This is a genomic window from Brevibacillus sp. BC25 (assembly GCF_000282075.1).
Taxonomy (GTDB): domain Bacteria; phylum Bacillota; class Bacilli; order Brevibacillales; family Brevibacillaceae; genus Brevibacillus.
Genome location: NZ_AKIX01000031.1, coordinates 103,517 through 126,026, shown reverse-complemented (window position 1 = coordinate 126,026; position 22,510 = coordinate 103,517). Strand labels below are relative to the sequence as shown.

Here is a 22,510-nt window from a genome sequence, read left to right as displayed (position 1 = left end):
GGCGATGCCTTCGAGAACAATCAGCGGTTAGTCACACAAATTCCGCTTGTACAACTGAATCGGAGAAATCATATCTTTCGAAAAAGGCGTTAGCCTCATCTGGAAGAAAAACTCCTCTGGACGCAAGGCATGCTGCTCGGATTGCTTAGGTCCGCAGCTATTGCTACCTAGCCCGTTTTGTCGATAATCGAGATGCAGTGTCACATACTCTCTTTTTACGAGATCTGTCGTGTGCTTCGCTTGCTCCAGATCGTCCGTATCATAGCGAAGTGCGCTAAATTCCAAGGTCGGTTGACCCATCGCGAAAAGTCCAATGCCTCGCTGATCGGTGATCGACATCCATTTGACGTCCGTGCGATTGCCATTTTCCTGTGGGAATACGTACGGCGTGTACAGCTCATCCACACTCGCATGATATACCCCGATGCGATTGGCTTCCTTGCTGTCGATATACGCCTCCCCCGGGCCACGACCATACCACGAGACACGCTCCATATCTTTGGCGACCAATAGCTTCAAGCCGATTCGTGGCAGCATCGCTGGCGGGGGGCCTTTGGGTGTGCCTTGAACATCTACTTGCACTTCGCCATTTCCGAACACGGTATACGTGTAGCGGCACGCAAATCCCCAGTCGTATACAGGCGGAGCAATCCGTACATCGCAAGTGATGACCACCCGATCTTCTCGATCCTGCTGGATGCTTACATGCTCCACCCGGCTTTGTAAACGATCGAGGTACACCTTGCGCCACTCTTCAACTACGTACATGTCATTGTCAATCGGAGCACGCCAAAACGTGAGACGAGGTCCTGCCACCAACAGCTCCTTGCCTGCAAACACCCAGCTTGTCGGCACACCGCTCACTTTGTCAAAAACGAACTGAAAATCTGCTCCTGTAAAGATGATGTCCGTTTTCGTTTCTTTTGTATCTACTCTGCCGAACAGAGGCTGATAGGGAGCGACCGTAACCTGTTGGGCAGCGGTCACTGGCAAGGCAAATTGTGCCCACGCCAGCTCATGTCCAGCCTGTACCCAGCTCTCATCTTGGTCCAGCACAAAGGAGAGCGTCAGCCAGTAGTCGGTTCGATCCTGTACCTGCGCAGGAAAGGTATATGGAACAGCTACAATGGTGCGACTTCCTGCTTCTGTATGTGGCAGCGACAGCTTTCCGCTCTGCACCACTTGTCCGTCTGCTGTCACACTCCAAACCATTCTCACGTGCGCAAGCGTGCGGAAATCATAACGGTTCGTAATGGTGACGAGCCCGCTTTCCAAATCAGTCGCTTCTACGACAATCGGCTCAATCACTTTTTTGTATTCGAGTAATCCAGGAGATGGGGTGCGATCTGGACGAATCAGTCCGTCGATGACGAAGTTGCCATTCGTCGGGTAGTCCCCGAAGTCTCCCCCGTAGGCATAATACTCTCGCCCATCCGGCGTATATTGGCGCAAGCCGTGATCAATCCATTCCCACACAAAACCGCCCTGCAAGCGTTGATATTTGTCAAACACATTGGCGTAGTCACGCAAGCCACCCGGTCCATTTCCCATGGCATGAGCATACTCGCACATGATATGCGGCTTTTGCAGATGTTCATTTTCACCGTGCTGGATCATTTTTTCTACCGAGGAGTACATAGTGGAAAATACGTCGCACACTTCTGCTTCGCGATCCTCCTCGTAGTGGATGAGGCGAGTCGGGTCCGCTTGTCGGCACCAAGCGGCCATTGCCCGGAAATTGCAGCCGAAGCCGGATTCGTTGCCAAGCGACCACATGATGATCGACGGATGGTTTTTGTCCCGCTCCACCATGCGCTCCATACGCTCTACGTACGTCTGCTCCCACTCTGGATCATCGCTCAGCTGACTAATGTTGCCCGTTAACTGAAAGCCATGTGTCTCCAAATCGGTTTCGTCCATGACATACAATCCGTATTGGTCGCACAAATCGTAATAGCGCGGATCGTTCGGGTAATGCGCGGTACGAACAGCGTTGATGTTGTGACGCTTCATCATGAGCACATCTTCACGCATCGTTTCATACGGGACTGCCCGCCCGAGATTAGGATGATGATCATGGCGGTTCACGCCGTTAAGGCGAATCGCTACACCGTTCACGAAGAAGTTGTTTCCTTTTACTTCGATCCGTCGGAAGCCCACGCGAATCGGGATGACTTCTGTCTTTTCACCCGACTCCTGCTCAATTGCAAGCAGCAGGTGATACAGGTTCGGCTCCTCCGCCGACCATTTTTTCGGCTCCTGCACCGGAAGCTCCAAGGTCACGACCTTTTCCTGTCCGGCTGCCAGATCGCCTGCTCCGGTGTCGGTCAGCGAAGCGATAGGTGTGAAAGATTGATCTAACAGCTGTGCGGTCACGCTCACTCCGTCATAGGCAGTAGCGGAACTGTTTTCTACATGGACACGTACGCGCAGCATGCCATGGCGGAAATCATCATCCAGATCAGTCACGACCGCCAGATCTCTCACATGCAGCTTCGGTCTTGCAATCAGGGAAACATCCCGGAAAATCCCGCTCAAGTACCACATATCCTGATCCTCAACATACGTACCGTCCGACCATTGGTACACTTGAACCGCCAAGCGATTACTACCTTCCTGCAACAGCTCCGTCACATCAAACTCAGATGGCAAGCGGCTTCCCTGGCTATAGCCGACTTCTTTCCCGTTCAGCCACACATGAAAAGCGCTATCGACCCCTTCAAACCGCAGGATCACCTGATGATTTTGCCACGCAGACGCTACGGTAAACTCTCGTAAATAGCAGCCTGTCGGGTTATCTGATGGGACATGCGGCGGATCGACCGGAAACGGATAGTACAAGTCCGTGTAATGCGGTTTACCGTACCCTTGCAGTTGCCAATGCCCTGGTACCTGAATTCGGGCCCACTCCGTCGCATCATAATCGGCGGCAAAAAAGTTTTCCGGCACACGCAGTGGTGATTCTGCGTAAGCAAACTGCCAATGCCCATTCAACAATTGAAACCACGGTGTCGCGCCTCTTTCATACGTCAGTGCTCCCGATTCTTCCGGGTAAGACAAAAAGTAAGCCCGCGCCGCCAAGCGATTTCGCTCTAGCAGCTGATGATTTGCCCAGTCATACCGTTGATGCATCGATGTACACTCCTCTTTTTACGATTTCACGGTTCCTTGTTCCCTGTTCATTGCTTGCAGGGCCAAGGCGCCAGCACCGAGCATTCCTGCATCTGCACCGAGCTCGGCCAAGACGATCTTTGTCTGTTGATGAACGACATCCATGGCGTACCGTTGTACACTCGCTTGTACTGGTGCCAGCAATAGCTCCCCAGCCCGGCAAACGCCACCGCCAATCACTACGAGCTGCGGGTTGCACACGTTCACCAAGATAGACAAAGCCCAGCCAGTTACTTCACACGCTTCGTTCCATGCGCAGGTCGCCACCGCATCACCCTGTTCCACTGCCGTAGCCACCTGCTCAGCCGTAATCTGCTCGATCTGTCCATCGCACAGAGTAAACAGAGGAGAGGCTTTTGCTTGCCGCGGATTTGCATCGAGCTCCTCGTCCAAGCGTTCACGGGCCAATCGGGCAATACCTGTGGCAGATGCGACCGTCTCTACACAACCGAGCTTGCCACAATTGCATGGAGCAGTCAGCCCTGGGTAACGCACATGGCCAATCTCTCCCGCGAATCCGTGACTGCCGCGAACGAGCTTGCCTTCGTTTACAATCCCTGCCCCCACCCCCGTACCAAGCGGCACGAAAACGAGGTGACTTACCTTGCGACCCGCACCGAATATGGCTTCTCCGAGCGCAGCTGTCCGTAAATCATTTTCAAAAAAAAGCGGCAGCGCCACCAGCTTCGCGAGTGGTGTCCGCAAGTCTGCCTGATGCAATTGAAAGTTGGGCGAGTGAACTGATATCCCACTTTCCGCATCAAAAGGACCAGGAAATCCGATCCCTACTGACTCTATTTGAACGGGTGATTGATCCCGCAGTTCTTTAATCAAGGCAGCCATTCGCTCGATCAAGATGGGCAAGTTGTTATGAACTTTTGTCTCCTTGGCAGCCCTGAGGAGAATTCGCCCCTTCTCGTCCATGACCGCCCCTTTCATAGTCGTACCACCGACATCAAGGCCAATTACATGGCGCATGCTACTCCTCCCTTCTGAACCAGCTATTCTACTCGACTCGCTCCACATGCATCGGCTGACTTCTCAACCTCTGCACATCGTCGGGCGCAATCATACCCGCTCCAAACGACCGCGTATTCGCGGCGCCGCATGCCATCCCCAGCCAAATTGCATCTGGCCAGGCCAAGTCTCGCAGCCTTCCGACAAGGACACCCGCAAGCATGGAATCACCGCAGCCCACTGTATTTTTCACTTCGGTATCCGCTAACGGGATCGCCGAAATACGCCACGTCTCCTGGCCATCGCCAAACCACGCGCCCTCCTCCCCCAACGAGAGAAGGACTCGCTGGGCACCGCGCTCACGCAGCTCGCGTATCGCTCTGCAACGTGCATCATCGCCATCCAGCGAAAATCCGAGAATCGCTTCCGCTTCCGGTCGATTGGGCTTGATGAGCGAGGGTGTTGCTTTTATTCCTTCCAGCAGGGCCTGACCGCTCGTATCAAGCACGCATTCCGTTCCTTTCCCGGCGACACCTCGGATGAGCGCAGCGTATGCTTCGGCTGGAACGCCACCTGGCAAGCTTCCGGAAAAAACCATGTACTGTGCCTTAGCCGCCAGCTCGATCAAAAGCTCTTGCAAGCTACTGATCTCTTCTTCACTGGGTGCAGGTCCTTGCTCTAACACTTCTGTCACCGTTTTTTCCTGTTCGTCGAGAAAAGCGAGACATAGGCGAGATTCTCCGCTCGTTTCAATAAAGGAGGAGGTAATCCCCTCACGTTCGCAGCCTTCCACGATGAACCTCCCGTTGTGACCGGCGACAAAACCGCTAGCGACTACATCCTGCCCCAATGCTTTTGCTACACGGGCCACATTTAGCCCTTTTCCGCCGGGCAAGCTTAGTACATCAGCCGTGCGATGCAGCTCTCCAGAACGAAAATGCGAGAGGCGATACGTCTTATCGATGGCCGCGTTCAGTGTTACCGTTACGAGCATGCTATCTCACCTGCACAGTAACGAGCGGCTGCCCCATTTTTTGTTTGAACAAATTGATCACTTCTACAGGGGTTGGATCGACGCCGCGAATCAGAGCAGCGTACAGCGACACGAAGTCAGCCAAGTACACGATAGAAAACAACCGAGCCATTCGAGATACACCGTGAGAATGAACCACCCTTACCCCACCAGCGCGCTCACGCAAAATGTCAGCGCTGATCTCTACACGTTGGGTCGTCTTCTCGCTGTCCTCCAGATCGCGAATGAGTGTAAAATGAACACCCTTCAGCAGTGCAGACGGCGAATCCCAACCCACAGCTTCGTCGTGGTGAAGGCTCGGAATGGCGTTCCAAAATGCCATCAGCTTGCTGTTTTCCCCGAGCTGGTTTTTCCAACGCCATGCAGGGGCATCGAAAAACGGTAGCGTCCCGTACACGACAGGTATCAGTCCATCCATCTCGATAGCAATTTGTTTGGCTTCATTTTTCTCGATCGGAGAGTCTGTTCCGTAGATGTGCTTCCACTCCTCGAACAGGGCAATCGTCTCCTCTACCTCCGCACGCTTGTCGGAAATCAGCCCGAGCTTCGTCAGGATGGCGAGAATAGGCAGGAAAATGTAGCCGAGTACGATCCGCGGCATCATTCCGCCCGGCACGAGCAAACACGCATGATTGTATTCACGGGCCATCTCCAATACTTTTCCGCCCGCCGTAATCACGGCGATCTGTGCTCCTTTGGCGATAGCTGCTTCGTAGCCGCTGACGACTTCTTCTGTATTGCCGGAGTGGCTAACGACGATGACAAGCGTTTTCGCATCCACAAAAGCCGGAATGGTGTAGCCTTGATTTAACTGAAGCGGCACTTGCAGCTCGTCAAATAAATACGACTTGATCAAATTGACGCTCGCAGCCGAACCGCCACCAGTGCCAAGCACCACAATATTTTCAATTTTAACAGAAATATTAGATACATCTAAACTATCAGATAATTTTAGACCTGTTTTAAACTGTTCATCGTAGCTTTCCGTATCTTGCAGGGCAGAAATTGTGTCCAGTTCGCGCAATGCTTTCGCATCATCGAGATTTATACGCATGTAAAATCGTCCCTTCCTGTCCTTTTTTGTTAACGTACATTCGCTTTTCCGATACAACCACACATCTCCATCTTGGCGAGAGCCACTTCTTTGACCGCCTGCTTGGCCTGCTTCATATAGGTGCGCGGGTCGTTTTCCTGCGGGTTGTTGTCAAATACGCCCTTGATCGCTTGTGAAAACGCGATACGCAGCTCTGTCGCTACGTTCATTTTTGCCATGCCGAGCTGAACCGCCCGCTTCACCTGCTCCTCGGGAATTCCAGAGCCGCCGTGCAACACAAGCGGTACAGAAACACGACGAGCAATCTCTTCGATGCGAGCAAAATCAATGCGCGGCTCCCCCTTGTAAATCCCGTGAGCCGTACCAATTGCAGGAGCCAATGTATCTACGCCAGTCAACTCGATAAATCTCTCACACTCGATCGGGTCAGCAAGCGCAGCATCTGCATCATCGACAACGAGATCGTCCTCCACGCCACCGACTTTACCGAGCTCTGCCTCCACATTGACACCGCGCTCCCTAGCCAGCTCCACTACACGCCGCGTCATCGACGCATTTTCCGCAAAAGGATGCATCGACGCATCGATCATGACCGATGTGTAACCCGCTTCGATACATCGCATAATCAGTTCCTCTTCATGACAATGATCCAAATGCAGGGCAATCGGCACCCGGGCCTCTTCTGAGGCTACCCGGGCGATTGCTGCTACATACTCAGGTCCGAGATGCCGGACCGTTCCGACTGTGGTCTGTAAAATGAGCGGTGCGTTTGCTTCGCAAGCCGCCTCCACTACTGCTTGGAGCATTTCCATCGTGTGTACGTTGAATGCTCCTACACAATATCCTTGCTCCCTTGCTGTGCGCAGCATCTGTGTCGATGATACCAACGCCATATCGATCCCCCATTTCCTTTCTGAACTGGTAGTGTTTACTTGGTCACAACCTGCAAGCTCGCCAGCTCCAGGTTGATGCCCAGCTCCGCATACTTACTGACAAGATGCTGTGCCGCCGCATCCGTAATAATCCGATCCACATCGGACACCCCGGCGAACTTCGCCAAATGCGTCTCTCCGAACTTGCTGTGGTCGGCCAGCACGTAAACTTTTCTGGCGCGTTCCATCATGACCTGGTTGATTTGCGCTTCGGCCAGATTGAGCGTCGTCAGCCCATTTTCCGGATGAACCCCATCTGCTCCGATAAAGCATTTGAAGACAGAAAGTCCTCGCAAATTGTCCGCTGCGACAGAACCAACGAGCGCAAAGGATTTGTGGCGCATCTCTCCACCGATTAAGATGACGTGATGCTTGCCTTGACTGTTCAGCTCCATCGCGATGTTGACCGCATTCGTCACGACAGTCAGATCATTTAGGCCGCGCAGCAGCTTGGCGAGCTCCATCATCGTGGTCCCTGCCCCGAGAATAACCGTGTCCCCCGGCTGTATGTGTGACAGCGCCTGATGGGCAATCGCTTGCTTCTCTTCACTTCTCTCTTCCAGCTTTTCCGTGAAACTACGCTCCAATGGCAAGAAATTCGTAATCGTTGCGCCTCCGTGAATGCGCGTCAGCAGGCCATCGTTTTCGAGCTTGATCAAATCTTTTCGGATCGTTACTTCAGACACATCCAGCGCCAGACTTAATTGGCTGACGGTTACGCTCTGTTCTGCCTTCAATTGTTCGAGGATCTTGCTGTGCCGTTCGGCTGCTAGCATATGACTTCACTTCCTTACGATCATAAATCATATTGTTTCGTTTTGTTTCCGTTTTCCTTTCGTTTACTTTCACTTCGATCTTAGCATTGCAGAAAAACGAATGTCAAATAAGTTATGAAATTTTCCGAAAATAAAACTAGCCTGCTCTGGTTCTCGACCAAAACAGACTGGTTGGTTGCCTCTTTACCCGATATCCCGACTTTCCAGCATGAAATCAATAAACTTCTTATGCGCCCGTGAAAGCCATTTGTTTTTATGGTAGGCAATTTGTGCATAGAACAACAGCTCTTCCTCGCACGCTATCATTTTCACTTTTTGCTCATTCAACCAGGCTTCGACGCTAATATAAGGCATCAAGCTCACGCCTAGCCCGTTCGCCACACTCTGCTTGATCGCTTCCATACTGGAGAATTCCAGGTGGTGCTTCGGCTTGATCTCCCTTTTTTCCAGGAATCGTTGGAAAAACCGCCGCAGAGCACAATGCTCTCCACTGAAAATCATACATTCCTCGCCAGCATCCTCTATTTTTTCAAACGAATGATCGCGCCCCCCGATAAAAACCAGCCGCTCGGTAGAGAACTGCTCCACGACCAGATTCGGATCATCGAGCCTTGGCTCCAGCGTGATCACGATATCCAATAGACCTTCATGCAGCTTTTCCCGCAAGCGACTACAATCATCCATCACAAATGAAATATTTACACCTGGGTAGCTCGCTCTGTACTTGGACAAAATGTCACCCAACCGATAAATCGTAATCGTCTCCGAGGCCCCGATCCGCAGCTCGCCTTGCAACGATTGCTCATTCGCCGATATATCTTTGATCTTCGCATACGAAACCAGCAGCTCCTCAACATACGTGTACAGCTCGCGTCCATAGGCGGTCAACTGAATTTTCTTTCCGAGTCGATCAAACAAGGGGACACCCATTCCCTCTTCCAGCTGCTGAATATGGGATGTAATCGTCGCCTGTGAATATTGCAGTGCTTGTGCGGCCTTCGTAAAGCTGTTGAAATCGACGACTGCCTTAAAGGTTTGAAATTGGCGAATCTCCATGCCCGCTCCCCCTTGCCCGCACGTTTGTTATCAGAAATTCTAAAGATCATCTTCAGAACTTTCATTTTTACTAATAACCAATGATAGCATATGATTCTTGGTAAGTACCGGTACGGCTTGAACGATTCAAACACAGGAGCTGATTTTCGATGAAAAAAGTGTGCTTGTTATTACCGAACGGCTTTGAAGCAGTAGAGGCTAGCGTATTTACAGACGTAATCGGCTGGAACAAGGAAGAGGGCGACGGAACAACGGAGCTGGTGACCGTGGGAACGCGCAAAGAGCTGAAATGCACGTGGAATTTTACAGTGATTCCCGAAATGGTGATCGACGATGCGAATGTAAACGACTTCGATGCACTGGCACTGCCTGGCGGTTTTGAGCATGCAGGCTTTTATGAAGATGCTTATCGCGAGGACGTTCTCGCTTTCATACGTGAATTTGAAAAGCAAGGCAAAGTAATCGCCTCCATCTGTGTTGGCGCACTGCCCCTCGGGAAAAGCGGGATTTTGCAAGGACGAAACGCAACGACGTACAACCTGAACAACCAATTGCGGCAAAAGCAACTAGCTGCGATGGGTGCCAATGTCATCCCTGACCAATCCATCGTCATCGACAACAATATCATCACCTCGTACAACCCTTCGACCGCTTTTGATGTGGCATTCACCTTGCTGGAGTCGCTGACATCCCGCGAAAACACCGACCATGTGAAGCGCTTGATGGGGTTTCTTGTATAATAAAACCGGCATTTTGCCCAGTGCTCTTGGGTAAATGCCGGTTTCTTTCTGCTATTTAACGAACAAGCTCGCCAGCGCTCACTGTGTCTATATGAATGAGAATATCAAATGCTTGCCCAAGCGAAGTTGTTACCATGTTTGGTTTGCTTGGATGAGCAGAACCGAATCCGGTCAAAAACGGCCGTTCTTCCTCTAACCATTTTTTGGTGAGACCTGTAGCATTCCGTAAATCAACAAAGTATTGATCCTTTGAGACTTGATCCAGGGTGTGATTGAATGTTTTTGGATCATTCGATTCAATGGTAACTGGAACAATTTTATGTTCAAGGTTATACGCGTTGAATTCGCCTTTCCCGAATGAAGTTCCAATCGTTACATATTTCTTACCATAATGGTCAAGTAAATGCTGACCGGCGAGCTTCGGGTATACATCCGGCAACATATTGTTCTTTGCGATGTGCCCATTGTGCCCCCATACGATTGTTTTTCCCAGCTGTTCATGAGCCCACTTCGCATTCTCAAACATCGCGATATCATGCCTCAGAAATACTTCTGATGGATTCTCCGAAAAATTGATATATATGCCAGTAAATTGCTCAATGACCTTGGCGTGTTGCTTGATCTTTGCGAACTCCTTGGATTGGCCGTTCAGACCTTTTTTGTTTTGTTCCAATATTTTCGTGAGTTCTTTCGCTTGCTCATGATGTTTTTCCTGAATGGCCTTTGGCAAATCTGTATAGGCATTCAGGTCCTTCGTAGCTTCGGCAAGTTCCTTCATTTTTTCATTCACACGGGGCAGCAGGTCAGGCTTATATTTTTTTACATACTGTCTGATCTCATCATATACATTTTCGCTGACGTTTTGTACATCCATCCCGACCACTCGCAGTTTCTTTTTGATCTTGGGATTGGCATTGTACTCACGCATCCATTCCAGCATGTCTACGATTTCTTGTGTTTGAAATAGAGGCATTAGATATTCACTCGGATTCCCTTCTCCTGTGAGAACGTAATGATCGAGTTGCAATGCGTTGCCCCAGTTTTCTTCTAATACAAGGGTGGTAAAGCCCATTTCCATGACGAGAAATTCAACAAACCGGTGTTTCATCGTAAAAATTTCATGACTGCCATGATTTGCCTCACCTAAACCTACAATTGAAGCAGAACCGATCATTTTGCGCAGCGGTTCAATATCTTTAAGATCAGTCCCAGGCTCAGCGCTATTCAAGTGAAAAGATTTCAGCTCTAACCATTCTTTTGGACTTGGATTCTTTGCCTTCTTCCCTTGTTGTTCGCTGTCCATCTCGGTTAATGGAGTTGCGTACGTGGAATGGGCTCCTGTTAAGAGGAGACCACAAATCGATGCTGCGATGATGCTACTTCTGTAAAAGTTCATTTCTCTTTCCTCCTAAAAGCTTCGTTTGCTCAAAGTATGGCCCGTGCACTGCCTGTACAACAAGTAACCTTTTGTCATAAGTTTCAAACGCCCTGTTACCAACGGTTTCTCCCTACCCCATATGACAATCTGTCATCAAAAAAAGCACCGGATCTTGAAGATCGGTACTTTTGGAATAGCATTTCCAATGTCATATGCTGCGATCGGGGATAAGAATAGGCCATCCATCGCACCCTACCTACTAAAGGAGTGGTGAATCATGGATAATAAAAAGCGTTCCTCTGAGCACGATCCAACGATTGCGCCAAGTATGTACGGTCATGATCCATTAGAAGAAAAGGCGACGGAAGAAGAAGTGGAAAAAGGGGATTACACAAAGGTAACACGGCTATTCCTCGATCGAACGCCGGAAGAGTAAAGACGGGATTTCTCCCGTCTTTTTGTCATCTATAGGATACTCTCGGTTCGCGCCAGTTCAATTGCTTCTTCCCGGTTGCTGACACCGAGCTTCGAGTAAAGAGTGGAACAGTAATTCCGTACCGTTCCCTCCGATAAATATAGTTTGGTGGCAATCGATTTGTAACGCAGCCCATCCGATAAAAGCTGTAAAATCTCCCGCTCCCGTTTCGTCAATCCATACGGATCATTCGGGCTGTACTTCTCTAACTGTTCACGTTGGCGCTTCATCTCTTCGAATACGCGTGTGGCGATCGACTGATCAAGCCACGTTCCCCCGCTATAGATGAGCTTCATCGCTTCCATCATCTCTTTTGGACGAGTAGACTTCAGCATATATCCTTCCGCCCCATGCTCCAACGCTGATGCTGCCTGTACCGAATCCTCAAACGTTGTCATGATTACAATCTTCATGTTCGGCCAGCGTTCTTTCATTTGAAGGAAGGTTTCCAGTCCGTTCATCCCTTGCATGTGCACGTCCATTAACACGATATCCGGCTGGTGTCGCTCACACTGTTCTAATGCTTCTTGCCCATCACTCGCTGTACCCACAACGATAAAGTTGTCCTGCTGGCTTAAAATTTGCTGTAAGCTGTCGGCAATCATCACTTGATCGTCAACAATAAGCAGACGGATACTTCCCTGTCCAGCTTCTGCCTGTATGGGAACATTACAAATGACAACGGTCCCTTGCCCTGATTGTGAATGAACGGACAGCGTACCTTGCTGTTGCTCAAGCCGTTCTTTTATTCCCTTTAGTTCTAAGCCGAATTCGATGGATTCTAGTCCGTTGCCATTATCTTCGATTTGTAAACGGAGTTGCTGACTTTCGAAATACAGATCAACAGCTATCACACTTGCTTGGCCGTGACGAACCGCATTTGTAAGCAATTCTTGCAGGCAACGATATAAAGAAATGCTCATTTTTTGCATAACGAGCGTCTCACTACCGATCACACGGAAGTTGACCGTTACACCTGTTGACTTCATAAATTCTTCCGTCAGTTCCAGGAGTGACTCACTTAACGACTGGTTGAACCGAGCATGAGCATGAGAGAGCTGATGCAAATGCTTTCTGATATCATCCAGGCTGCCCTGTGCTATGGAGACAAGTTTATCGACTCGTTCGACCTGTGAATCAGGAACCGAGGATCGGAGCGACTCAACGCCAACAATTAGAGAGGTTAACGAATGGCCAATCGTGTCATGCAACTCATGTGACAGCCGATTACGTTCCTCGATCATTGTCAGCTCTTCGATTTGCTTAATATGCTGCTCCAATAATTGCTTCTGTTCTTGAATGATACGGCCTTGCTTATGAGACTCAATTAATATGCTAAATGCCATCCCAATCGCAAAACCAAAGCTGCAACTAAACATGAACTCGTACGGGAGACGATTGGTAATCAACCCGTTTAAAGCCGGAAAAATAATCCCACTAGAGATTCCCGTCCACATATACGTTCTGCGACTACTGGCCACACCAATAATGATTACTAGTAAAACGAAAGGCCAAGTCCATCCAGGTGCTACAAAGGCCACAAATAGATAAAAAAAGCCTGTCATTACGACTTCGACTGCCAGATACCAATCTTTTTTTCTATATTGAACGATCAATGGAATGGCATAAACCAAAAGGGCACTAAGGATGATGACTCCGAACGGAACGGCTATCATTGCCGGATACATAATATCTGCGATGACGATGATACCTAGCCAAATCGTTCGCAAGGCAAAAATCACCCAATTGTACCAGAACCATTTTTTTATGTTGAATAACATTTTTCATGTACTCCTGCTCATTTGAATGGTAAGGAATTTCCCGAATGTTTCTGACTCATCATGCATCATCATTTCCCGATTCGTCAAGCAGAATGAGCCGTGTCATATAGCCTTTATGACATTTTATCATGCCGCAAATATGAACGGTTAGCACGATGTCATACATAGATAGAACGGTATTGTCACTATGTGATTTTACAGCCCTGAGAATAAGGTGGATGTGTAAAGACAACACATTTCAACTTACAGGAGCGATGAGAAATGAAACCATTCCCTATGCAAAAAGGAGCGTCCCTTACGTTATCTGCATTATTGATAGGAACGCTGATACTTCCTACTTACGGTTGTGCGGAAGCAAGTGTGGACCAAGCAATCACGCAACAACAAAATACGGATCATGCCAAAATAAAAGAAGCGATTGATAAAGCTGCTGCCAGCGAAAACATTCCAGGTGTCCTCTTTGCAGTAAAGAAGGGAAATGATTTCTGGTCGTATGCTTCCGGCGAAGCGAATATAGAAAGTAAGAAACCGATGGAAGCTGACTTTTCATTTCGAATCGGGAGTATAACGAAATCGTTTGTCGGTGTAGTGACCCTGCAACTAGCTGAGGAAAAGAAGCTAAGCCTCGATGACTCGTTGGAAAAATGGCTCCCAGGTGTCGTCCAAGGAAACGGATATGACGGTAACAAAATTACGATTCGTCAGTTATTAAATCATTCGAGTGGAGTGGCAGACTACTTAGATGATGAACTCAAGGAAAGTATAATCCAGAACTCCACTCAAACGTTTACAGCTGAACAACTCATTTCTCGCGCATTAAAGCATACACCGACTACCGGTGGCTATTCGAATACGAATACAGTGCTGATGAAACTCGTTATCCAAAAGGTCACAGGAGAAACGGTTGCCGAACAAATCAAGAAACGAGTGATTGAGCCGCTTCAACTAACAGAAACGTTTTTCCCGGCAAAGTCTCAATCCATTCCGAAAAACAGTCCGAATGGATACTTTAACAATGCCGGTACATTAATGGATATAACTGACCTTAACCCTTCGTTTGCAGACGCAGCAGGGGCTATGATCTCGACTACGAAAGATTTAACAACGTTCTTTAGCGCTTTATTGGGTGGAAAATTGTTAACACCTGAGATGCAGAAAGAAATGTTAACCACTGTTTCTAATCCACACGGGAAATTCGGACTTGGTATTCAGGAAGTAACATTGCCGAATGGCACTACCATATGGGGTCATCAAGGTGGCATTCCTGGATTCACCAACTTCGCAGGTGGAACAAAAGACGGCGAGCACGTGATCGCGATGAGTATCAATGCATTAGGAGATACTGTTTCTCATATGGAGAACATCCAGATGACTGAATTCTCGGGACAAGCCAAGCAACCATCCACCCCGGATCAAGCAGCTCAAAAACATGGGAAAGAAATGAAGGACTTCATTGATCAGAAAGCAAAAGTCGAGGGAGTCCCTGGAATAATTGCTGCTGGGTTAAGAGACGGAGAATACTGGTCTTATGCAGCGGGTGTAGCCAACCTCGATCATAAAAATCCGATGGAGCCAGACTTTACTTTCCGTATTGGCAGTGTCACAAAGGCGTTTGTTGCTACCCTTGTCTTACAGTTGGCTCAAGAGGAAAAGCTGAATCTGGATGACTCGGTAGAAAAATGGCTCCCAGGTGTGGTAAAGGGCAATGGGTATGACGGCAACAAAATCACGATTCGTCAGTTATTGAACCAAACGAGCGGGATTGCAAGCTATACGAGTACAGACATGCGGTACGCTACCTCATTCCCTCAATATACCGTTGATGACCTTGTACGTATGGGACTGGCAAAGCCGCCAGTATTTCAACCGGGAGCAGGCTGGGACTATTCGAATACAAACACCGTGCTAGCTGGTCTTGTTATTCAGAAGGTGACAGGAGAAACGTACGATGTGCAGATGAAGAAACGAATCCTCGACCCGCTTCAGATGACAGATACATCCTTTAGTGGTAGTAATCCAAAAATCCCGGGCCAGCATGCAACAGGCTATAACATGAATCAGGCAGGGAAACTGTATGATTTCACAGAGTATAATCCTTCATGGGCGAATGCCGCGGGGGAAATGATCTCGACAGGGAAAGATTTGACCGCCTTTTTTAGTGCGCTTTTGGGTGGGAAACTATTAAGTGACGAGATGATGAAGCAGATGACAACAGGTGTGGAATCACCTTTTGGCAAATATGGACTGGGACTTTATGAGGTGACACTGCCGAATGGAAAGACCTATTGGGGTCATGGAGGCGGCATTCATGGGTTTGAAACGTTAGCGGGTGGTACCTTAGGCGGGAAGGATATTTTGGTGACGAACATCAATGCGGTTGGTCCAGAACCTGTCATCGCTAATCAAGCCATGTTCGAAAAGGAATTTAGCCGTTAAGTTAAAAAGGAAAAATGATAGAAGGCTTTTGCCTTGGGAACTCCAAGTGCAATAAGCCTTTTTCCTTTTCAATTATATCTATAAATTTATTTATGTATATGCTATTAAAACATAATTTGTTTTATCGATAACTCGACCTTAGAATAGCAACTGTATCCCAATCAAAAAATACAGGAGGCAATATAGTATGACCCCATCAATTAAATAGGTACTGACATTGCTCCTTCAAGTGGCTGCGGAATGTTTATTGATTCAGAATGTCACGTATGGCTGCATCGATCTTCTGGGCAGTTACATGTCGGCGGTTTACAAATGAGAGCATATGGGGTGTAACTAAACTTCGCATATGTTTGGATGTTTGGGCTGGCCCAAGATTGCACCCGTATCCATCGGTAATCCGATCAGGAAAATGTCCCATGCGTTCGCGCAGGTGTGAGTTATAACGTAAATTGAGACTGTTTATCTCGGACATTCCGTCGCGGGCAGAGGAAACGGTCGGGGCCGAGATGGCAGCAAGCTGGCACCGGAATAGGAAATTTCCGGTGCCAGCTTGCTGGTGTTCTTAATGTGATGAAGAGCCAATGAGTTGCTCGGCAATGCTTTTGGAAAGAGTCAACGTATTAATTTCAGAAGGCATCGCATTGATATTAAGGGTTTGTACATAATCCCCGCCGCGAGTTCCACCTGTGAACGTTGCGAATCCTGGAACGTTGCCGCCATGCCCCCAAATCGTAATACCATTCGTCAGCTTTGTTCCAACGATCCCCAAGCCGTATTCACCTGCTGGAGTTTCAACCCCAGTTAACATCTGATCTAAAGTAGCTGGTTTTAATAGCTTGCCACTAAGTATAGCACTGAAGAATGTATTCATATCATCCGCTGTGGAGATCATAGATCCCGCAGCATCTGCCCAAGAGGGATTCATTTCGGTTCTGTCTATGAATTGACCGTCGAGTACGAAGTATCCTCGTGCATGTTCACCTGGAATAAACGAGTAGTCGTCGGGTACATACGTGCTCGTTAGGTTAAGGGGAGCTATGAAACGTTTCCTAATATGTTCCCCGTATGTTTCTCCAGTAGCCTTCTTAATAATCATCCCTGCCAGTACCGTATTCGTATTGGAATAAACCCATTTCTCTCCAGGCTTAGAGATTGCCTTCATATTCAGTCCAGTACGAACTAATTCGTCAGCAGTAAAGGAATGTAACGGGTTTGGGAGAAATTTATCGAGAAAATCCTTGTGGTCTGAATAGTCAGGAATACCGCTTGTTTGGTTTAATAGTTGCCGAATCGTGATATGATCCCCTTCATATTCAGTACCCTTAACAACATCAGGCAGCCATTTTTCTATCGTGTCATCCAGGTTCAGTTTTTGTTCATCAACAAGCTGAAGAACGACCATTGCAGTAAACGTCTTTGTTAGACTACCGATCCGGAAAGTAAAGTTCGTCTTAACCGGGTCAGTACCGTAAATGCTTGCTTCACCGGAAGCATATGCCCATTTTGATCCTTTGTTTGAGGAAGCTACAATTATGCCCGGTATATTTTGATGGTTAGCAGCTTCATCGATAAGTTGCTTGGCTTTGGTCTGCGAATCTTGACTGTAAGTAGTAACGAGGGGATCCGCCTGCTTTGCAAAACCAGTTCCTTGTAATGGCAGTAATAGAGTCGCGGTAATCATTGTCGATACAGTGAGCATAGAAATTTTGTTCATTTCGTTTCTCCTTTTGATTAAAGAATCGTATTATTCATTCATTCGTTGCGAAGCGATTTGTCTCCCCGAGTATTGCAAAGTAATTGTCATACTGCCAAGATGCCATTATGTCACCATGATGCGTTTTTACTGTCATATGACGGCTTATCGCCCGATTAGGACGGGATTATGATGGTATCATTAGAGAATGGAAGAAAATCACAGAAAGTTAATGGAGGGCTACTCACTATCATGGCAACAGAAAATATGGCCCGTCACTCTGGACAGGCACAGGCCACTCACAAAGGATCGACTCTCGCCTTGTACGCTCTGACACTCGGTGCATTTGCGATCGGGATGACAGAGTTTATCATTATGGGGCTGCTTTCCGAGGTAGCCACCAGTCTGAATGTTTCCATACCACTGGCTGGATTCCTTATCACAGGATATGCATTGGGTGTCGCTATCGGCGCTCCCATCATTACAATCGCAACCCACAAAATGCCGCGCAAAGCACTTTTACTATTTCTTATGATTTTATTTATCGCGGGAAATGCGCTAGCCGCTCTCGCACCGAATTATACGGTTTTGATGTTGGCTCGCATCCTAGCTGCTCTTACTCACGGATCGTTCTTCGGTGTGGGTTCGGTCATTGCCGCAGAGCTGGTTCCCAAGGAAAAACGCGCGGGTGCCATCGCGATCATGTTTACGGGACTGACACTGGCAAATATTTTGGGTGTACCGATTGGAACATTTCTGGGGCAAGCGTACGGCTGGCGCTCTACCTTCTGGGCGATCACGATTATCGGGATCATTGCATTAATCGGAATCGTTATGCTCGTTCCGAAGGTAACCAGTGCAACATCTAGTCTGCGGCAAGAGCTCGGCGTGCTCAAACACCCAGCAGTTCACATCGCGCTTTTGATGACCGTATTCGGATTTGGTGGCGTATTTACTGCGTTTACGTACATTTCGCCAATCCTGGTGGATATCACGGGCTTTTCCCCCAGCTCTGTTTCGTACATCCTCGTCCTGTTCGGCGTAGGGATTACGATCGGGAATATTTACGGAGGAAAATTGGCAGACCGCAAGCTGTTTCCTTCCTTGCTCGGGATACTTGTCGCACTGGCGCTCATTCTCGCTGTGTTCAGCTTAACCGATCAAAATAAGATCCTCACCTTGATAACCGTATTCCTTTTGGGGATTGCCGCATTTGGTACGGTTCCTGGCTTGCAGCTCCACATGCTGAACACAGCCAAGGAAGCACCTACGCTCGCCTCGACACTAAACATCGCGGCCTTCAATCTGGGAAATGCGCTTGGTGCCTATATTGGGGGCGTCGTGATCGATTTTAACTTTGCAGGAGGTCTTTCTGCTGTTCCTTGGGTCGCTTCACTCGTGACGGTCATCGGAATTTTGTTTACGATATGGGGAGCACAGCACCAGAAACGTCTCAGTTAAGAAAGGATAGCCAACATGGTGGACTTTGAATGGTACCGAAGCTTTATCAGCATCTATAAGCATAGCTCCGTATCGGAAGCTGCCAGAACGAGAATGATGACCCAACCAGCCATGAGCCAGCATCTGGCCTCCCTGGAAGCAGAGGTGGGGGAGCCATTATTTACACGAGCTCCCCGAAAAATGATTCCTACCGAGAGAGGCAAGGCTCTCTATACACAGGTGGTTCCGCTCATCGAAGCTTTGGAAGAAACCACGCAAACCCTCAAGACGAACGGTGCCACATCTTTACCCGTGATTCGAATCGGGTCAGCGCATGAGTTTTTCCGTGAGAAGCTAGCTCCGCATATCGGAAGCTTCCAAATGCGCGTCATCGCCTATCTCGGTGTCGCTTCCAAGATACTCGAATTCCTGTTGGAGGAAAAAGTAGATCTCATCGTCATGTCGCAAAAGCTTTCCGCGCCAGGCGTCGAATATATTCCGTACATGCAAGAGGAATTTGCTTTGGTGGCACCTCCCGATTACAGTGAACCAAAATTTGACGACAAGGAGTCTTTTGAATCGTGGCTATGCTCCCAGCCGTGGATCAGCTATGATTTGGATTTGCCGATCATCCGCCGTTTTTGGCGCGAGCATTTTCAGAAGCGACCACAAACGCATCCGACACACGTCGTACCGGATTTGCACAGTGTGCTGAAGGCTATCAAGCACGGTGCTGGCATCAGCCTGTTGCCCACATTCATGCTGGATGACCATTTGTCCAGAAACAAAGTAAAGATCATGTACCCGTCCTGTACGGTTCATAACGACCTATACTTGGCATACCACGTGAAAAACCGGAATCTGCCTCATCTGAAGACATTGATTGAATCGCTAAAAAAGACGGCTTGATCCACACTTTCGTCCAAGCTAGAAAAAGGGCTGTCATCCTTTGATGGATAACAGCCTTCTTTTTAACTCTTTTTTTCAGACAAACAAGACGCTTGCTTTTTTATCAATTGAGTAGTAAAGTGATAATAAGCTCAGCGAAGGGAGGCAAACTAACATGCGTAATAACACCATAGGCTCATTAATCTGGTTACGCTTGATGCGGTTTACCACCCAAAGCAACCAGCTGTCAAATGAGTTTCTCAAACGCTTCGATTTAACAACAGCTCAATTCGATGTCCTGATGCAAATAAGCGTCTACCAGCCTCTCACCCAGTCGGAGTTAGCTGAGAAGGTAACCGTTACACAAGGTGGTATTTCTCGGATGCTCGTCAGACTTGAAAAAGAGGGCTACATTGTACGCAAGCAGGATTGGAAAACGAAAACGATCAGCCTAACCGAAAAAGGGGAAGCCGTACTGGAACAAGCCTTTCCTGAACAACTAGCGTTTCAGTCGTCATTCTTCGATGAGGTACTGAGTGAAGAAGAACAAAAAACGCTTTACACCCTAATGACACGCATTCATAAAAATAGCCAAAAAAAAGAATTACCGCCTGTGTAATTTTTTTCACCATCACTTGATTAGTCAAGTTAAACAAGGAGGAACTACCATGTACACCATTCCAGGCCATCACCATGTATCTATGTTAACCAAACATGCTCCATCAAATAATCACTTTTATCAAAACGTATTGGGACTGCGCAGAGTGAAAAAAACCGTCAACCAAGACGATCCGTCGATGTATCACCTGTTTTACGGAGATTTGACAGGCAGTGCAGGAACCGAGTTGTCGTTTTTTGAAATGCCGATGGTAGGAAAAACCGTACGCGGCACGAACGCGATCACTCGAATCGGACTGCTCGTTTCGTCACTGGAGAGCTTGACCTTTTGGAAAAAGCGCTTTGAACAACTGAATGTTCACCATGGCGAGATTACCAAGTACGCTGGCCGCGATGCCTTGCATTTCGAAGACTCGGAAGGCCTGCGAATGATCCTGATCAATAACAACGGCGAAGGAGTTCCATCGAATTGGGCTCCATGGGACGAATCCGTGGTCGAAGAAAAGCATCGCATCTTGGGAATCGGCACGGTTGAGATTACCGTCCGTTCCTTGGACAAATTAGCCAGTCTGTTAACAGACACATTCGGTTATACCGAGGTATCACGCTCAGAACAAGAAGCCATTTATCAATCCGTCGCTGGTAAATCCTTCGGTGAAATTGTCATCAAGCAGGAAGAGGGAACACCTGAAAAACCGGGTCGAGGAAGTGTTCATCACTTGGCGATTCGCGTGAAAAACGATGAAGAGCTGCAATACTGGGATGACGCCGTTCGTAAACGCGGTTTCCGTTCAACAGGGATTGTGGATCGATTCTACTTCAAAAGCTTGTATTTCCGTGAGTCAAACGGCATTTTGTTCGAAATTGCAACAGACGGTCCTGGCTTCACAGCAGATTCAACCGTCGAGGATCTCGGAAAAGCTTTGGACTTACCTCCATTCCTCGAAGAACGCCGAGCAGAAATTGAAGCGAAATTGACACCTATTGATTAAAAGGAGTGAATCAACATGGAACAATATCGTATCGACACCAAAAAGGGACTTGAATTCGGCCTATATTCGATTGGCGACCATGTCCCGAATCCACACACCGGCTCCAAGATTTCTACTGAACAGCGCATCAAGGAATTAATCGAAGCAAGTAAGCTGGCAGATGAAGCAGGACTTGATGTATTCGCTGTCGGCGAAAGCCACCAGACGTATTTTACGACGCAAGCACATACCGTCATTCTGGGTGCGATCGCACAAGCTACGAAAAACATTAAAATCGCTAGCTCCGCCACTGTATTGAGCACATCTGATCCGGTCCGCGTGTATGAGGATTTCGCTACCTTGGATCTGATCTCAAATGGTCGGGCAGAAATTGTTGCCGGACGCGGTTCCCGAGTAGGAGCGTATAGCCTCCTCGGCTACGATGTGCGCGACTATGAGGAATTGTTTGAAGAGAAAATGGACCTTCTTCTCAAGCTAAATAACGAGGATCGCGTTACGTGGGAAGGGCAGTTCCGTGCACCACTACAAAACGCTACGATCCTGCCGCAGCCTTTACAAGGACGTCTTCCTATCTGGCGTGCAGTAGGGGGACCACCTGCAAGCGCGATTAAAGCCGGTCAAGCTGGTGTACCTATGATGCTGACCACACTTGGAGGTCCAGCCATCAACTTCAAGGGTTCCGTCGATGCTTACCGGGAGGCTGCGAAGCAAAATGGTTTTGACCCAGCGACCTTGCCAGTAGCGACAACGAGTTTGTTTTATACAGCCGACAAGACTTCGGATGCGCTTCGCGAGTTCTATCCTCATCTAAATGGTGGGTTTATCGCATTGCGTGGCGGTGGCTATCCGAAGCAACAGTTTGCACAGTCTGTCGATTATCGTGATGCGTTAATGATAGGAAGCCCTGACGTCATCATCGAAAAAATGCTTTACCAATACGAAATGTACGGACAACAACGCTTCATGGCGCAAATCGATTTTGGCGGCGTACCTTTTGATAAAATTGCGAAAAATATCGAACTGATCGCAACGAAAATCTTGCCAGAAGTGAAAAAGCATACAACCAAGTCCTAACCATAAAAGGAGTGGC

18 protein-coding genes and 1 pseudogene are annotated in these 22,510 nt (G+C 48.3%); 8 read left to right on the top strand and 11 right to left on the bottom strand.

Features of this window, described 5'->3' with window-relative positions:
* Nucleotides 1-27: 27 nt before the first annotated feature.
* From ebgA to PMI05_RS09310, 7 genes are all read right to left on the bottom strand, one after another.
* Entirely contained in the window at nucleotides 28-3,132 is a 3,105-nt protein-coding gene (gene ebgA, locus PMI05_RS09340; RefSeq protein ID WP_007720300.1) for a beta-galactosidase subunit alpha, read from the bottom strand.
* A gap of 18 nt (nucleotides 3,133-3,150) precedes the next feature.
* The gene (locus PMI05_RS09335; RefSeq protein ID WP_007720299.1) at nucleotides 3,151-4,149 is read right to left on the bottom strand and encodes an ROK family protein; all 999 of its coding nucleotides are present in this window, start codon (nucleotides 4,147-4,149) and stop codon (nucleotides 3,151-3,153) included.
* 28 nt (nucleotides 4,150-4,177) lie between these two features.
* Nucleotides 4,178-5,122: a 1-phosphofructokinase family hexose kinase gene (locus PMI05_RS09330; RefSeq protein ID WP_007720298.1), complete on the bottom strand. Its 945-nt coding sequence runs from the start codon at nucleotides 5,120-5,122 to the stop codon at nucleotides 4,178-4,180.
* 1 nt (nucleotide 5,123) lies between these two features.
* Nucleotides 5,124-6,215 carry a bifunctional phosphoglucose/phosphomannose isomerase gene (locus PMI05_RS09325; RefSeq protein WP_007720296.1) on the bottom strand — a complete coding sequence of 364 codons (1,092 nt, stop codon included), beginning with the start codon at nucleotides 6,213-6,215 and terminating at the stop codon, nucleotides 5,124-5,126.
* Nucleotides 6,216-6,244: 29 nt separating this feature from the next.
* Nucleotides 6,245-7,108, bottom strand: coding sequence for a class II fructose-1,6-bisphosphate aldolase (gene fba, locus PMI05_RS09320; RefSeq protein ID WP_007720295.1), 864 nt, complete (start codon nucleotides 7,106-7,108; stop codon nucleotides 6,245-6,247).
* 35 nt (nucleotides 7,109-7,143) lie between these two features.
* On the bottom strand, nucleotides 7,144-7,923 hold the full coding sequence (locus PMI05_RS09315) for a DeoR/GlpR family DNA-binding transcription regulator (protein WP_007720294.1): 780 nt from the start codon (nucleotides 7,921-7,923) through the stop codon (nucleotides 7,144-7,146).
* Nucleotides 7,924-8,106: 183 nt separating this feature from the next.
* Nucleotides 8,107-8,979: a LysR family transcriptional regulator gene (locus PMI05_RS09310; protein WP_007720292.1), complete on the bottom strand. Its 873-nt coding sequence runs from the start codon at nucleotides 8,977-8,979 to the stop codon at nucleotides 8,107-8,109.
* A gap of 149 nt (nucleotides 8,980-9,128) precedes the next feature.
* Between PMI05_RS09310 and PMI05_RS09305 the strand changes: the two genes are divergently transcribed.
* Nucleotides 9,129-9,719: a DJ-1/PfpI family protein gene (locus PMI05_RS09305; protein ID WP_007720291.1), complete on the top strand. Its 591-nt coding sequence runs from the start codon at nucleotides 9,129-9,131 to the stop codon at nucleotides 9,717-9,719.
* Between the two features lie 55 nt (nucleotides 9,720-9,774).
* Here PMI05_RS09305 and PMI05_RS09300 read toward each other — a convergent pair whose 3' ends face one another.
* Nucleotides 9,775-11,115 carry an erythromycin esterase family protein gene (locus PMI05_RS09300; RefSeq protein WP_007720290.1) on the bottom strand — a complete coding sequence of 447 codons (1,341 nt, stop codon included), beginning with the start codon at nucleotides 11,113-11,115 and terminating at the stop codon, nucleotides 9,775-9,777.
* Nucleotides 11,116-11,374: 259 nt separating this feature from the next.
* Here PMI05_RS09300 and PMI05_RS31030 point away from each other — a divergent pair, with 259 nt between their 5' ends.
* Nucleotides 11,375-11,533 carry a hypothetical protein gene (locus PMI05_RS31030; protein ID WP_007720288.1) on the top strand — a complete coding sequence of 53 codons (159 nt, stop codon included), beginning with the start codon at nucleotides 11,375-11,377 and terminating at the stop codon, nucleotides 11,531-11,533.
* A 29-nt stretch (nucleotides 11,534-11,562) separates the two neighbouring features.
* Here PMI05_RS31030 and PMI05_RS09295 read toward each other — a convergent pair whose 3' ends face one another.
* The gene (locus PMI05_RS09295) at nucleotides 11,563-13,353 is read right to left on the bottom strand and encodes a hybrid sensor histidine kinase/response regulator transcription factor (protein ID WP_007720286.1); all 1,791 of its coding nucleotides are present in this window, start codon (nucleotides 13,351-13,353) and stop codon (nucleotides 11,563-11,565) included.
* 261 nt (nucleotides 13,354-13,614) lie between these two features.
* Here PMI05_RS09295 and PMI05_RS09290 point away from each other — a divergent pair, with 261 nt between their 5' ends.
* Nucleotides 13,615-15,789 (top strand): serine hydrolase, encoded by a 2,175-nt coding sequence (locus PMI05_RS09290; RefSeq protein ID WP_007720285.1) that lies wholly within the window; start codon nucleotides 13,615-13,617, stop codon nucleotides 15,787-15,789.
* 250 nt (nucleotides 15,790-16,039) lie between these two features.
* Here PMI05_RS09290 and PMI05_RS31780 read toward each other — a convergent pair.
* Both PMI05_RS31780 and PMI05_RS09285 read right to left on the bottom strand, forming a co-directional pair.
* Nucleotides 16,040-16,174: pseudogene (locus PMI05_RS31780) on the bottom strand (Tn3 family transposase); the annotation flags it as partial.
* Between the two features lie 177 nt (nucleotides 16,175-16,351).
* Nucleotides 16,352-17,503: a serine hydrolase gene (locus tag PMI05_RS09285; RefSeq protein ID WP_007720284.1), complete on the bottom strand. Its 1,152-nt coding sequence runs from the start codon at nucleotides 17,501-17,503 to the stop codon at nucleotides 16,352-16,354.
* 231 nt (nucleotides 17,504-17,734) lie between these two features.
* On the opposite strand from PMI05_RS09285, the gene PMI05_RS09280 reads away from it, so the two are divergent.
* The 5 genes from PMI05_RS09280 to PMI05_RS09260 all read left to right on the top strand — a co-directional run bounded on the left by PMI05_RS09280 (nucleotide 17,735) and on the right by PMI05_RS09260 (nucleotide 22,494).
* Nucleotides 17,735-18,943 carry an MFS transporter gene (locus tag PMI05_RS09280; RefSeq protein WP_007720283.1) on the top strand — a complete coding sequence of 403 codons (1,209 nt, stop codon included), beginning with the start codon at nucleotides 17,735-17,737 and terminating at the stop codon, nucleotides 18,941-18,943.
* A 15-nt stretch (nucleotides 18,944-18,958) separates the two neighbouring features.
* Nucleotides 18,959-19,831 carry a LysR family transcriptional regulator gene (locus PMI05_RS09275; protein ID WP_007720282.1) on the top strand — a complete coding sequence of 291 codons (873 nt, stop codon included), beginning with the start codon at nucleotides 18,959-18,961 and terminating at the stop codon, nucleotides 19,829-19,831.
* A gap of 154 nt (nucleotides 19,832-19,985) precedes the next feature.
* On the top strand, nucleotides 19,986-20,429 hold the full coding sequence (locus PMI05_RS09270; RefSeq protein ID WP_007720281.1) for a MarR family winged helix-turn-helix transcriptional regulator: 444 nt from the start codon (nucleotides 19,986-19,988) through the stop codon (nucleotides 20,427-20,429).
* A 49-nt stretch (nucleotides 20,430-20,478) separates the two neighbouring features.
* Entirely contained in the window at nucleotides 20,479-21,420 is a 942-nt protein-coding gene (locus PMI05_RS09265; RefSeq protein ID WP_007720280.1) for a ring-cleaving dioxygenase, read from the top strand.
* Between the two features lie 15 nt (nucleotides 21,421-21,435).
* Nucleotides 21,436-22,494, top strand: coding sequence for an LLM class flavin-dependent oxidoreductase (locus tag PMI05_RS09260; protein WP_007720279.1), 1,059 nt, complete (start codon nucleotides 21,436-21,438; stop codon nucleotides 22,492-22,494).
* The last annotated feature ends 16 nt before the right edge of the window (nucleotides 22,495-22,510 follow it).

Excerpts from the sequence above, each read along its gene's own strand:
- PMI05_RS09280 (WP_007720283.1), top strand. The coding sequence starts at position 17,735 with ATGGCAACAGAAAATATGGCCCGTCACTCTGGACAGGCACAGGCCACT.
- PMI05_RS09310 (WP_007720292.1), bottom strand. The coding sequence starts at position 8,979 with ATGGAGATTCGCCAATTTCAAACCTTTAAGGCAGTCGTCGATTTCAAC.
- PMI05_RS09265 (WP_007720280.1), top strand. The coding sequence starts at position 20,479 with ATGTACACCATTCCAGGCCATCACCATGTATCTATGTTAACCAAACAT.
- PMI05_RS31030 (WP_007720288.1), top strand. The coding sequence starts at position 11,375 with ATGGATAATAAAAAGCGTTCCTCTGAGCACGATCCAACGATTGCGCCA.
- fba (WP_007720295.1), bottom strand. The coding sequence starts at position 7,108 with ATGGCGTTGGTATCATCGACACAGATGCTGCGCACAGCAAGGGAGCAA.
- PMI05_RS09330 (WP_007720298.1), bottom strand. The coding sequence starts at position 5,122 with ATGCTCGTAACGGTAACACTGAACGCGGCCATCGATAAGACGTATCGC.
- PMI05_RS09335 (WP_007720299.1), bottom strand. The coding sequence starts at position 4,149 with ATGCGCCATGTAATTGGCCTTGATGTCGGTGGTACGACTATGAAAGGG.
- PMI05_RS09290 (WP_007720285.1), top strand. The coding sequence starts at position 13,615 with ATGAAACCATTCCCTATGCAAAAAGGAGCGTCCCTTACGTTATCTGCA.
- PMI05_RS09325 (WP_007720296.1), bottom strand. The coding sequence starts at position 6,215 with ATGCGTATAAATCTCGATGATGCGAAAGCATTGCGCGAACTGGACACA.
- PMI05_RS09295 (WP_007720286.1), bottom strand. The coding sequence starts at position 13,353 with ATGTTATTCAACATAAAAAAATGGTTCTGGTACAATTGGGTGATTTTT.
- PMI05_RS09285 (WP_007720284.1), bottom strand. The coding sequence starts at position 17,503 with ATGAACAAAATTTCTATGCTCACTGTATCGACAATGATTACCGCGACT.
- ebgA (WP_007720300.1), bottom strand. The coding sequence starts at position 3,132 with ATGCATCAACGGTATGACTGGGCAAATCATCAGCTGCTAGAGCGAAAT.
- PMI05_RS09275 (WP_007720282.1), top strand. The coding sequence starts at position 18,959 with ATGGTGGACTTTGAATGGTACCGAAGCTTTATCAGCATCTATAAGCAT.
- PMI05_RS09305 (WP_007720291.1), top strand. The coding sequence starts at position 9,129 with ATGAAAAAAGTGTGCTTGTTATTACCGAACGGCTTTGAAGCAGTAGAG.
- PMI05_RS09270 (WP_007720281.1), top strand. The coding sequence starts at position 19,986 with ATGCGTAATAACACCATAGGCTCATTAATCTGGTTACGCTTGATGCGG.
- PMI05_RS09300 (WP_007720290.1), bottom strand. The coding sequence starts at position 11,115 with ATGAACTTTTACAGAAGTAGCATCATCGCAGCATCGATTTGTGGTCTC.
- PMI05_RS09260 (WP_007720279.1), top strand. The coding sequence starts at position 21,436 with ATGGAACAATATCGTATCGACACCAAAAAGGGACTTGAATTCGGCCTA.
- PMI05_RS09315 (WP_007720294.1), bottom strand. The coding sequence starts at position 7,923 with ATGCTAGCAGCCGAACGGCACAGCAAGATCCTCGAACAATTGAAGGCA.